We start from the raw sequence: 11,455 nt of genomic DNA, 5'->3' as shown, positions 1-11,455 counted from the left end.
CTCCTCAGCAATCGTCGGCGTCTTCGAGGACGCCGTTTGCGAATTTGCGGAACGTGGGGGTGACCTCGGCGGGCCTATCAGCGCCCTCAAGGAGCCGCCCCTCCTCGTCCCATGGCGTCGGTGCGCGCAGGGCTGGGAAAACAGGACTGTTGACCGCGAGATCGATCCGCTTGAGCAGTTCGACGATGCCCTCGTAACCGGCGTAGGGGTGATGGCGCTCCTGGTTGACGTCGAGCCAGGGCGTCTTTGCCTTTAGCGCAATGAACTGCGTGCGGCCGCCCGACAGCATGATGTCGGCCTCGCCATCGGCGAGCATCCGATAGATTTCGCGTGGCGCCAGGCGATCGAACAGATGCTTTTCGTCCTTCAGCGCCGCGAGCGCACGCGCCTTGTCCTCCTCGGTCGACTTCTTGATCGACGTGCGGATGACCTCCATGCCGGCTTCCTGAAGGGCGTTGACCACCGACCAGCTCTTGACGCCACCGGTGTTGAGCAGCACGCGCTTGCCGGCGAGCCGGGGCTTCAGCGGCGCGATGCGCTGCCAGGCGATCGCCTCCTCGCGAGCGATCAGCGCCTCGGCCCGATCGAGAAGTTCGGCCGGCGCGCCCGTTTCCACCAGCAGGCCGCAGATGCCGCGAATGGCCGCCGACGTGTCGGAAATGCCGTAGAAGGAGCCCTCGAAGTAGGGAATGCCCCAGCGTTCCTGCATGCCGCGCGCGAGATTGATCAGCGCCGACGAGCAGACCATCATGTTGGCCTTGGCCCGGTGGGCGGTGGCAATGTCGCGATAGCGGGCGTCGCCGGGGATAACGGCGCGCAGGCGGATGCCGAGTTCTTCGAGCAGCGGCTTCACGAACCAGAACTCGCCGACGAGATTGTACTCGCCGAGAATATTGACGTCATAGGGCGTGACATCGTCCGGCTCGACGGTACCGATGATGTGGTCGAGAAGCGTCTGGCCGGCCAGACGATTGCCGAGGTTCTTCGAACCGACGAAGCCTGGCGCCTCGACGGGAATGACCGGCCGACCGAAGCGCTCACCGGCGCGCTTGCAGACGGCAGTGATATCATCGCCGATCAGTGCGGTGACGCAGGTGGAATAAACGAAGACGGCCGGCGGATCGTGCCGCTCGACGATCGTCCGGATCGCCTTGAACAGCTTCTTCTCGCCGTTGCCCATGACGATGTCGAGTTCGCTGAGATCGGTGGTGAACGACCGCCGCCAAAGGTCCGAGCCGGACGAGGCGGCATGGCGGTTGTCCCAGGAGTTGCCCTCGCAGGCGAGCGGCCCGTGGATGAGATGGGCGACGTCGGTCACCGGCTGCAGCACGATCTTGGCGCCGTCGAAGGCACAGCCGCCAGCGGCCGCGCCGGGCGTCAGTGGCTTCGAGCACCCCTTCTTGCGCACCGTCTCTGACTTTTCCCGATTGGTCGGGCAAGCCGGCTCGTCGAAGACGGTGGCAATCCTGGCCTTGAGGGACATCGGCGCCTCTCTGATGTTTGTCGTCACTTGGAAGTTCGCAAGCGGCATGCCAGTGGGCGGCGCACGAGCATCCAATTGAAACTGCTTCATTTTGCCGTTTTGTCGCCGATTTCGACGAAACCCATGAAAGGCGATGGACGGCGGCCCGACACGCCATTGTCGGGTTTGCGACGAGCCACGTTGAGCCCAACAAAATGGCCGGCTCCGCTACCGGGGCCGGCCTTCGCGTTTTCCGTCGAAACGGACGTCAGCGCGTCAGATCGAAGGAGATGTCGGTCTCGCCGGAGATGTTGGTCTCGGCGTCGAGCTTGTCGAACATCTTGTCGAGAAGGGTAGTCAGTACCCGAAGCCCGCCCTGATAGCCGATCACCGGGAAGCGGTGGTGATGGTGACGGTCGAAGATCGGGAAGGTCAGGCGGATCAGCGGCGTCTTGGTGTCGCGTTCCAGATATTTGCCATGGCTGTTGCCGACCACGAAGTCGACCGGCTCGGTGAACAGCAGTGAGCGCAGGTGCCAGAGGTCCTTGTGCTCGTGTGCCTTGCAGTCCTTGCCGAAGGGCGAACCGTCGAACAGCTTCTGCATGTCCTCGGCCCATTCCTTGCCGCCGTTGGTGGAGAGGCAGTGGACGGGTTCGCCGCCGGTCTCCAGGATAAAGCGAGCCATCGCCTGGACAAAATCGGGATCGCCGAAGATGGCGTAGCGCTTGCCGTGCAGATAGGCTTGGCTGTCGGCCATGGCGTCCACAAGGCGACCGCGTTCGAGGCGGAGCGCCTCGGGGATCGCCTTGCCGCTGAGTGCCGAGACCTTCATGAGAAGCTCATCGGTGGCCCGGATGCCGAGCGGATAGTGGAAGCTCGCCGTCTCCTGACCGACGCTCGCGGCATAGTCCAGCGTCTTGCGGCTGTTCCAATGCTGGAGCGCGACGGTGGCCTTGGCGCCCTTGGCAGCCTTCAGCTCATCGATGGTGGTGCCACCGTCATACATGCGATATTCGCCATCCGACGGGGTGTCGAACTGGTCGGCGGCATCGCCGATGAAGGTGTAGCTGACACCCATCAGGCCGAGGATGCGGGCAAGCTCGCGATTGTTGCCGACGCAGAAGCCGTCAAAGCCCGGGACGATGTTGATGGTCTCGGACGAGCCGGCAACTGTCGGGCTGTCCTTCCAGAAATGCTCGAGGATGCCCCTGATGGAATTGTCGTAGCCATCGATATGGCTGCCGACGAAGGATGGCGTGTGGGCAAAGGGCACATCGAAATCTTCGGGTACCGAGCCCTTGGCCTTGGCGTTGCCGATGAAGCCGTGCAGGTCGTCGCCGATCACCTCGGCCATGCAGGTGGTCGAAACGGCGATCATCTTCGGCTGATAAAGCGAATAGCAGTTGGCGAGGCCATCGATCATGTTGTTGAGGCCGCCGAAAACCGCCGCGTCCTCGGTCATCGACGAGGAAACCGCCGTGCAGGGCTCCTTGAAGTGGCGCGAGAGATGCGAGCGAAAATAGGCGGCGCAGCCCTGCGAGCCATGGACGAAGCTCATGGTCTTCTCGAAGCCGGCGGCGGCGAACACGGCGCCGAGCGGCTGGCAGGCCTTGGCGGGGTTGATAACCAGGGCCTCACGGGCGAAGTTCTTTTCCCGGTATTCCCAACCCTTGGTGTATTCGCCCTGAAGCGCCGTAGCATCGAAGCTGGCGGCACCGTCACAAGCCTTCTTGCGGGCGAACATCTCCTGGTATTCCGGCTCGCGGAACAGGGGACCATGGTCGAGGATCTTCTCAGCTGACTGGGGCATTGTCTGACCTCATCGCCCGCGCCGCGCCATACGGCGGCCAGACGGGCATAGGAGTATCGGTCACGCGGAACGCGCGGTGAAAACGATCGGCTTTGGGGGAGCCCCCTCCCTTCTCGGGAGGGGGCGTCAGCTTATTCGGCGGCGGCGAGAAGTTCGCCACCATCGGTCCAGGGCGCGTCGAACAGATCCCAGACCGGATTGTTGATGGCGAGGTCCATGTCGCGGGCGAAGATGGCAAAGCCATCGTAGCCGTGGTACGGGCCCGAATAGTCCCAGGAGTGCATCTGGCGGAAGGGAATGCCCATCTTCTGCACCGGGTACTTTTCCTTGATGCCCGAGCCGACGAGATCCGGCCGGATCTTCTCGACGAACTTCTCCAACTCGTAGCCGGTGACGTCGTCATAGATCAGCGTGCCCGGCTTGGCATAGTGACCGGTGCGCTGGTAATCGTCGTTGTGGGCGAACTCATAGCCGGTGCCGGCGATCTCCATGCCGAGATCTTCATAGGCGGTCATAACGTGGCGCGGACGAAGACCGCCGACGTAAAGCATGACCTTCTTGCCCTTGAGGCGCGGACCGTATTTTTCGAGAATGCCATCGACCAGCGGCTTGTACTTGGCGATGACCTCCTCGGCCTTGGCCTCGATCTCCGGGCCGAAATGCTTGGCGATCTTGCGCAGGCTGGCGGCGATCTGCGACGGGCCGAAAAAGTTGTACTCCATCCAGGGGATACCGTACTTCTCTTCCATATGCCGGCAGATGTAGTTCATCGAACGGTAGCAGTGGATGAGGTTGAGCTTGGCCTTGGGCGCACGCTCCATCTCGGCGAGCGTGGCGTCACCCGACCAGTTGCCACAGATGCGCAGCCCCATCTCCTCGAGCAGGCGTCGCGAAGCCCAGGCATCGCCGCCGATGTTGTAGTCACCGACGATGTTGACGTCGTAAGGGCCGGCTTCCCAATCGGCCTCGGCGCTCTTGTCGAGCACCCAGTCGCGAATGGCGTCGTTGGCGATGTGGTGACCGAGCGACTGCGAAACGCCGCGGAAGCCCTCGCAACGGACGGGAACGATAGTCTTGCCGATTTCCTTGCCCTTGCGGCGGGAGACGGCTTCGATGTCGTCACCGATCAGGCCGATCGGGCACTCGGACTGCACGGAGATGCCGCCATTGAGCGGGAACATCTGCTCGATCTCGTCGATGACCTTGTCGAGCTTCTTGTCACCACCGAAGACGATGTCTTTTTCCTGGAAATCGGAGGTGATCTGCATGGTGCCGAAGGCGTCGACACCGGTGGTGCCGACATAGTAGTTGCGACGCTGCGACCAGGAATACTGGCCACAGCCGACCGGACCATGACTGATGTGGACCATGTCCTTGACCGGTCCCCACACCACGCCCTTCGAGCCGGCATAGGCGCAGCCACGGATGGTCATGACACCGGGGATCGACTTGATGTTGGACTTGACGTCGCACTCGGTGAGCAGCGGGCCTTCCTCGCCAACTGGCGCCTCAGGTGCCGCCTCGACCGCCTTGGCAACGGCGAGATGCTTCTTGCGCCGCTTGGCGAACTTTTCGGGATATTGGGCGAGGACCTCGGTGATGTACTGCTCGTGGGCCTGGCCGTCGTTTTCGTAACTCTCGCTCATGGACTTGTCCTCGCGGAAGGGAACCGGAAAAAGCGTGGCCACCGGGGTCAAGGCCCGATGCCCACGCGTCCTCCTCGGGGATCAGGCGGGAACGGCGGCCTGGCGGGCTGCTTCCTTGGCGGCAAGCTCGGCGATCATCTGCTCGTCGGTCTTCATGATGCCGAAGGCCAGCAGCATGTCCTCGAGCTCTTCCATGGTGATCGGCGTGGGGATGGTACCCTTGCCGCCGTTCTCATGGATCTTGGTGGCGAGCTGGCGGTATTCGTCGGCCTGCTTGCTGTCTGGAGCGTACTGAATGACCGTCTGCTTGCGCAGTTCGGCGTGCTGGACGATGTTGTCGCGCGGCACGAAGTGGATCAGCTTGGTGTTGATGCGCTTGGCCAGCGCCTCGGCGAGGTCGAGCTCGCGGTCGGTCTGGCGCTCGTTGCAGATCAGGCCGCCGAGGCGAACGCCGCCGGTGTTGGCGTATTTCAGGATGCCCTTGGAGATGTTGTTGGCGGCATAAAGGGCCATCATCTCGCCGGACATGACGATGTAGATTTCCTGCGCCTTGTTTTCGCGGATCGGCATGGCGAAGCCACCGCACACCACGTCGCCAAGCACGTCGTAGGAGACGTAGTCGACGTCTTCGTAGGCACCATTTTCCTCGAGGAAGTTGATCGAGGTGATGACGCCACGGCCGGCGCAACCGACGCCCGGCTCCGGGCCGCCGGACTCGACGCACTTGATGCCCTTGTAGCCGAGCTTCAGCACGTCCTCGAGCTCGAGATCCTCGACCGAGCCCTTTTCGGCGGCGAGGTGCAGGACGGTGTCCTGGGCCTTGGCGTTGAGGATCAGGCGGGTCGAGTCGGCCTTGGGATCGCAGCCGACGATCAGGATCTTCTGACCCATCTCGACGAGAGCGGCGAGCGTGTTCTGGGAGGTGGTGGACTTGCCGATGCCACCCTTGCCGTAGAAGGCGATCTGGCGGAGTGCAGCCATGGTCATGGTTCCTTGTCTTGCAAAAAGCACCGGGAGGGGATGCCAATTCGGTCGGCAGCGACGGGCTGCCTCACGAGGTTCTATTTTCAAAGGGCGTGCCAACTGGCAGGCATAAAAATAAAACTATATATATCAATGTTTTATATGGAAATCCGCACAACAGGGCGCGGTAACAGGGCCTGTCGCGGGTCCGACAAAAGTCGACAGTCAATGTCGGAAGATTGGGAGCGGCGCCACGAAAAAGGCCGCCCCGAAGGGCGGCCAGATGGGGCGGACGGAGGGGAGTCGAACACGATGTCCGCCCAAGGGATCAGCCGATGAGGAGCCGCGTTGCCTCCCCGAGCGACAGGTCGATTAGCGCAATGCCCTCAGCGGCGAGGAAGCGCCTCTCATTCAAACTCAGGCGGTCGGCCTCTGCCACGCAGGCATGCGGGCCGGTCGATCGCTTGATGATCTGTCGGGCGTAGGTGCGGAGCATCTGGTCGTGGAAGCGACAGCCCAGGAACAGGAAGCCACGCGTAGCCCGTCGCGTCCGGACTTCCTCCGGAATCGGCGTCTGTATGTCGATCTCGGTCAGGACCTCGACATAGTCGCTGTCGGAAACCAGCACATTGCCTTCCGGCCGGATGCCGCCGTGCGGTGTGTAAAGCAGAGTGTGCGCAGCGTCCGGCTCGGCGGAATGCCCGATGAGGTCGAAGGCGCGATACCAGCGATCTTCGCCGATGGCGGCGCGCGACTGTCCCTGGACATCAACGACGTCTGTTCGTCCAGCCTCGGCCAAAGCAGCGGCGAGCGTGCCGTCGTACCAGCTATCAACGATCAGGCCGAGCGGCAGTCCGGCCAGGAAGCGATGAAAGCCGGAGGGGCGAGGCTCTGCCGCGAAGATGTCTACCATCAACGTCTTCAAGGTGCGGCGATGGCGGCGGCTTTCGATATACTGGGCCACGGCCCACATGTTGCCGCGGATGCGGCCGGGCACCGGCACGCGCTTTTGCAGCGCGGCGGCAACCTCTTCCGGCGACGTCGGCACCGGCGGAGTTCCATCGAGCGTCAGGAGGCCCGGCCCGACATAGGGGATAAGGCGATCGGCGAGAAGATCGGCACGGAGGCCGGCGAGCGCGGCATGCGCGGCTTCGCCGGAGATCGTTTCGAGTGAACCACCGGCGAGAAGCGCACTCATGTCAGTCATCCTCCCCGCGCCGGCGGGCGTTGACGGTCACCGGCAAGCGGGTTTCGGTGGGCATGTCCGGCAGGTCCAGCACCCAGCCGTTCTTCAGCGTCACGGCGCCGCCCCAGAGGCTATCCAGCTCCTGAGAGACGATCGGCTCTTCGAGGTCCTTCTTGGCAACGTAGGCCGACAAGCCCTTCGCCGACTGGCGGATCATCACTTTCATCGCGGGGCGCGCTCCGTCGTCTCGGGGGCAGCGAGCGTGGTGAGTTCCCGCGCCCGCATGCCGACCAGGATGCCGCGATCGACCCATTCGACCGCGTAGATGTAGAACTGCTGCAGGAAGGTTCCGATGTCGCGCACATAGCCAACATCGCCCTTGTGAACGAGGCGCTCGCCGATATCGCGCCCGGGGTAAGTGCCATCGTTCTTCACGTTGAGGCGTGCGACGACCTTGTCGCCGGGCAGAAAGCGCGGCGGTCCATCAATCTCGACATCCTGTTCTCGATCGGCGAAGGCCATGTCAGGCTGCCTTGGCTATTGCACCGGAAGGACAGACTTCGTCGCATTGAGGCGCATCGGCCGCCCCCTGGCACTCGGTGCACTTCTTCGGGTCGATCACATAAACCGCCCCCTTGAAGCGGATGGCCTTCGAGGGACACTCGCTTTCGCAGGCGCCGCAAGCGGTGCAATCGTCGGCGTTGATGGACATGGCCATGTTGGGTTTCTCCTTTTGGCTCAGGCAACGGCGGCAGTACGACCGAAACGCTCGGCGTAGATTTTGCCGACAGCGGTCTCGATATAATCGTAGGCATGGGCATCGGTGACTATGAGGCCGGCCTCAGCGAGCGCATCGCGCGGGCAGTCCCCGATCTTGGCACACAGTACGGTGTCGATGCCGGTGAGGGCGGCGATGGTCGGGCCGAGCGTCGCGTCCTCGCCGAAGCCGCCCATACAGTAGGCATCGACCTTGCGGTGGCCGACCAGAACGATGCCCTGCGGCCCCGCCTCGTAGACCTGGAATTCGCGGGCGTGGCCGAAGTGCTCGTTGACGCGGGCGCCGCCCTTGGTGGCGACGGCGACGAGGAGGCGGACGTCGTCGGCCACCGCGCCGACGCTCCTGAGGGCGTCGTCGCGGGCGGCGCCCCGGTCGCCACGCTCGGCGGCGACGAAGGCGCGATAGGCTTGGCGGGGAGCGGGATCGTAGGCCACGGTCGCCGGCAGCTTTTCGAGGGTGAAGTCCTGGCCGCGATCCTCGCCAAGCAAGCCGATGGCGTCGGCACGACACTGACGGCAATGACGCATCACCTTGGCGCCGCCATCGAGCTGGTCCTGCAGGGTTTTTAGCTCGGCCGGCGTCGGTCCGCGCTGACCGGTGAGGCCGAAATGGGTGCCATGGGCTGGATCGGAAATCAGCGGCATGATGTTGTGCAGAAAGGCGCCGCGCTGCCGCACTGCGCGGTTGACCTCCAGCAGATGGGCGTCGTTGATGCCGGGGATCATCACCGAGTTGATTTTGACGAGGATGCCGCGCGCGACCAGCATTTCGAGACCGCGCATCTGCCGGTCGAGGAGGATGGTGGCCGCTTCCAGGCCTGTGCGGCGTTTGTGGTCGAAGAAGATCCACGGATAGATCTTGGCGCCAATCTCCGGATCGACGGCGTTGATGGTGATCGTCACATGATCGATGGCCATGCCTGCGATCTCCTCAACATGGTCGGGCAAGGCAAGGCCGTTGGTGGAGAGACAGAATTTGATGTCGGGAATGGTGTTGCGAACCGCCTCGAAGGTGGCGCGGGTGTTCTTCCAGTTGGCAAGCGCGTCACCGGGGCCGGCGATACCCAGCACCGACAGCTCCGGCACGGCGGCGGCCACCGCCGTCACCTTCTTCACGGCTTCCTCCGGCGTCAGCCGCTCGGAGACAACACCCGGCCGGCTCTCGTTGGAGCAGTCGTATTTGCGATTGCAGTAGTTGCATTGAATGTTGCAGGCCGGCGCCACGGCGACATGCATGCGGGCAAAATAGTGATGCGCCTCTTCCGAATAGCAGGGATGATCCTTGATCTTCTCCCAAATGGTAGGTTCGACGTCCTCCGGACGGGCTGATGAACCACAGGACGACGACGCGCAGCCGCCGCGAATGGGGCTCGGTGCGGCCATCAGGTTGTCGAGGGAGACGATCTGCGAGGACATGGCTAGCTCCGGACACGATGAGGTCATCACCGACATCGCAAGCCACATGCCAGAAATATAATCTTTATTTTTCAATGCACTATCTGATCATCCCGCCAACGCGACCAGGAAGACGACACAGCCTTGTCGGACTTGCTACAAGGCCTCGCATAGGCAGGGCGCCGAAACGCAAGCAGCGCCGGAGACCGGCGCCGCAATATGTCAGGCGGAAATAGCAGAGGGTCAGAAGCGCTTCAGCTCGACGCGATATTTCTTGAGGGCATAGCCGATCTGGCGGGGGGTCAGCCCCAGGATGCGAGCAGCCTTGGCCTGTACCCAGCCGGACTTCTCCATGGCGTCGATCAGCCGTTCCCGTTCGCCGGCGCGATGGCCAAGGGCGGGACAGTCGGGACCAGCGTGTTCGCAGATCGGACCGTCAACTGCAGACTCGCTTTGGCCGGCCTCGGGCTGCTGCGGTGCCGTTATGGGAAGCGGAGGCCGCAGGCCAGGCACCAGTGTTTCGCCACGCTTCAAGGCCGTCAGTTGCTCGTCGGCGGTGACATGGTGGGCGCCGGTCCATAACGTCGCCGACAGGCATTCGCCATGCGCACAGGCAAAATCCTCGCGGCGAATGGTGTCGCTCCGGCTCAGGGTAGCGGTACGGCGAACGCAATTTTCGAGTTCGCGCACGTTGCCGGGGAAATAGCACTTGCCGAGCAGGTCGAGCGCCTTGTCGGTGATCGACAGCTTGCGCGCGTTCTCGCGATTGAAGCGGTCGAGGAAGGCGCGGGCAAGTAACAGGATATCGCCGGGCCGCTCGCGCAGCGGCGGCAGGAACACCGGCACGACGTTGATGCGATAATAGAGGTCGGCCCGGAAATCGCCCTTCGCCACGGCTGCCTCGAGGTCCCGGTTCGTTGCGCAGATCAGCCGAATGTCGACCCTCAGCGTGCGCGTGCCACCGACCCGCTCGAACTCACCTTCCTGAAGCACGCGCAGCAGCTTGGACTGGAAGGCCGGCGAGATCTCGCCGATCTCGTCGAGCAGCAGCGTGCCGCCGTTGGCCAGCTCGAACCGGCCGGGCTTCAATGCGATGGCGCCGGTGAACGCCCCCTTTTCGTGGCCGAACAGCTCGGATTCCAGCACGCTTTCGGAGACGGCGGCGCAGTTGAGCTTGATGAATGGCTTGGCCTTGCGGCCGGACAATTCGTGGATGGCGCGGGCAAACAGCTCCTTGCCAGTGCCGCTCTCGCCGCGCAGCAGCACGGTGGAATTGGACGGTGCGACGATGGAAATGGTCTCCATGACGCGTCGTACCGACGGGCTGTCGCCGACGATGCCGCCGAAGCCGGCGCGCACGCGGGTCGGCCTGGGCTTCTCATCGAGCGCCTTTTCGAGGCGCGATCGCTCGTCGATGAGCCGGCGGCGGTCGGCGGCGACGACGCGGTGCAGCCGCACCGCCTGCCCCACCAGATTGGCAACCATGGCTAGAAAGCGCAGGTCTTCGTCGATGCGAATGTCGGCCGAACCGTCCCAGACGCGGTCGATGCTAAGCGTGCCGATCACCTTGAGGTCATCCTTGATCGGAACGCCGACGAAGGAGACGCGACTTGGGTCGTGAGCGGCCGGCGTACCGGCGAACAGCGGATCGGCAGCGGTGTCCTGCACCACCAGCGACGTTTGGGTGGCCACAATGCGGTCGATGACAACCTGCGGCAGGCTGTCGATGGGCCTGCCCTTCACCTCGCCCGCCCAACCGGCGGTGGCGACGATCTCTGGCTCGCCAGCCTCGTCAATCACAACGATCATACCGCGCCGCATGGCGAGGAACGACGTCATGATGTTGACGACGCTCGCCAACATGCTCTCGAGGCGGACGGGTGCATTCAGGATCTTCGAAATCTCGTAGATTCCGAACAGTGCCATTTCAGCGCTTTGCCGGTTGTCGCGCCGGGGACGGGAGGCTGTCTCGACCGGTGCAAGGCGCGGCTTCTCGCGTACTGCCAGGATCATGCCGTGGCTCCTCATATCAGGCACCGGTGGGAGGAGGCCGGCTTCTGACCCGTCAATGGTCCGGGCAAAGACGAGTTTTGTCACGCATGAATTGCAGTCATTTCTCGGGCTGCCTGCATAAGTCGAGTGCATTGAGGGTCATTGCCTTGACTCTTCCGTGCGCCACTTCGTTGCCTCAACCAACCTGGCGAGAGGGCAACCAA

Annotated in this window: 10 protein-coding genes; all 10 read right to left on the bottom strand. The window is 63.3% G+C overall.

The features are described 5' to 3' along the window. Positions 1-4 precede the first annotated feature (4 nt). The 10 genes from nifE to nifA all read right to left on the bottom strand — a co-directional run bounded on the left by nifE (position 5) and on the right by nifA (position 11,252). Positions 5-1,483, bottom strand: a complete 1,479-nt coding sequence (nifE, locus tag G522_RS0110665) for a nitrogenase iron-molybdenum cofactor biosynthesis protein NifE (protein WP_026791022.1) — start codon at positions 1,481-1,483, stop codon at positions 5-7. Positions 1,484-1,730: 247 nt separating this feature from the next. Continuing rightward, positions 1,731-3,272, bottom strand: coding sequence for a nitrogenase molybdenum-iron protein subunit beta (gene nifK, locus G522_RS0110660; protein WP_026791021.1), 1,542 nt, complete (start codon positions 3,270-3,272; stop codon positions 1,731-1,733). Between the two features lie 131 nt (positions 3,273-3,403). Continuing rightward, a complete protein-coding gene (gene nifD, locus G522_RS0110655) occupies positions 3,404-4,918 on the bottom strand; it encodes a nitrogenase molybdenum-iron protein alpha chain (protein ID WP_026791020.1) in 1,515 nt (504 codons plus the stop codon). An 81-nt stretch (positions 4,919-4,999) separates the two neighbouring features. After that, positions 5,000-5,899, bottom strand: a complete 900-nt coding sequence (gene nifH, locus G522_RS0110650) for a nitrogenase iron protein (protein ID WP_026791019.1) — start codon at positions 5,897-5,899, stop codon at positions 5,000-5,002. Positions 5,900-6,209: 310 nt separating this feature from the next. Next, positions 6,210-7,079, bottom strand: a complete 870-nt coding sequence (locus tag G522_RS0110645) for an SIR2 family NAD-dependent protein deacylase (RefSeq protein WP_026791018.1) — start codon at positions 7,077-7,079, stop codon at positions 6,210-6,212. A gap of 1 nt (position 7,080) precedes the next feature. After that, a complete protein-coding gene (gene nifT, locus G522_RS0110640) occupies positions 7,081-7,293 on the bottom strand; it encodes a putative nitrogen fixation protein NifT (RefSeq protein WP_026791017.1) in 213 nt (70 codons plus the stop codon). Further along, entirely contained in the window at positions 7,290-7,589 is a 300-nt protein-coding gene (locus G522_RS0110635; RefSeq protein ID WP_026791016.1) for a nitrogen fixation protein NifZ, read from the bottom strand. The genes nifT and G522_RS0110635 overlap by 4 nt, the downstream gene beginning before the upstream one ends. Before the next feature lies 1 nt (position 7,590). Then, the gene (locus tag G522_RS0110630; protein ID WP_026791015.1) at positions 7,591-7,785 is read right to left on the bottom strand and encodes a 4Fe-4S binding protein; all 195 of its coding nucleotides are present in this window, start codon (positions 7,783-7,785) and stop codon (positions 7,591-7,593) included. A 20-nt stretch (positions 7,786-7,805) separates the two neighbouring features. Beyond that, on the bottom strand, positions 7,806-9,260 hold the full coding sequence (nifB, locus tag G522_RS0110625; RefSeq protein WP_026791014.1) for a nitrogenase cofactor biosynthesis protein NifB: 1,455 nt from the start codon (positions 9,258-9,260) through the stop codon (positions 7,806-7,808). 222 nt (positions 9,261-9,482) lie between these two features. Then, a complete protein-coding gene (gene nifA, locus G522_RS0110620) occupies positions 9,483-11,252 on the bottom strand; it encodes a nif-specific transcriptional activator NifA (RefSeq protein WP_084633122.1) in 1,770 nt (589 codons plus the stop codon). Positions 11,253-11,455 lie beyond the last annotated feature (203 nt).

This window comes from Pleomorphomonas oryzae DSM 16300 (assembly GCF_000422965.1).
Classification (GTDB): domain Bacteria; phylum Pseudomonadota; class Alphaproteobacteria; order Rhizobiales; family Pleomorphomonadaceae; genus Pleomorphomonas; species Pleomorphomonas oryzae.
The sequence above is the reverse complement of the archived record's forward strand: the minus strand, read 5'-3'. Positions and strand labels throughout refer to the sequence as shown.

What these genes read in the sequence shown, in the direction of transcription:
- nifE (WP_026791022.1), bottom strand. Translation starts at nt 1,483, where the DNA reads ATGTCCCTCAAGGCCAGGATTGCCACCGTCTTCGACGAGCCGGCTTGC.
- nifK (WP_026791021.1), bottom strand. Translation starts at nt 3,272, where the DNA reads ATGCCCCAGTCAGCTGAGAAGATCCTCGACCATGGTCCCCTGTTCCGC.
- nifD (WP_026791020.1), bottom strand. Translation starts at nt 4,918, where the DNA reads ATGAGCGAGAGTTACGAAAACGACGGCCAGGCCCACGAGCAGTACATC.
- nifH (WP_026791019.1), bottom strand. Translation starts at nt 5,899, where the DNA reads ATGGCTGCACTCCGCCAGATCGCCTTCTACGGCAAGGGTGGCATCGGC.
- G522_RS0110645 (WP_026791018.1), bottom strand. Translation starts at nt 7,079, where the DNA reads ATGAGTGCGCTTCTCGCCGGTGGTTCACTCGAAACGATCTCCGGCGAA.
- nifT (WP_026791017.1), bottom strand. Translation starts at nt 7,293, where the DNA reads ATGAAAGTGATGATCCGCCAGTCGGCGAAGGGCTTGTCGGCCTACGTT.
- G522_RS0110635 (WP_026791016.1), bottom strand. Translation starts at nt 7,589, where the DNA reads ATGGCCTTCGCCGATCGAGAACAGGATGTCGAGATTGATGGACCGCCG.
- G522_RS0110630 (WP_026791015.1), bottom strand. Translation starts at nt 7,785, where the DNA reads ATGGCCATGTCCATCAACGCCGACGATTGCACCGCTTGCGGCGCCTGC.
- nifB (WP_026791014.1), bottom strand. Translation starts at nt 9,260, where the DNA reads ATGTCCTCGCAGATCGTCTCCCTCGACAACCTGATGGCCGCACCGAGC.
- nifA (WP_084633122.1), bottom strand. Translation starts at nt 11,252, where the DNA reads ATGATCCTGGCAGTACGCGAGAAGCCGCGCCTTGCACCGGTCGAGACA.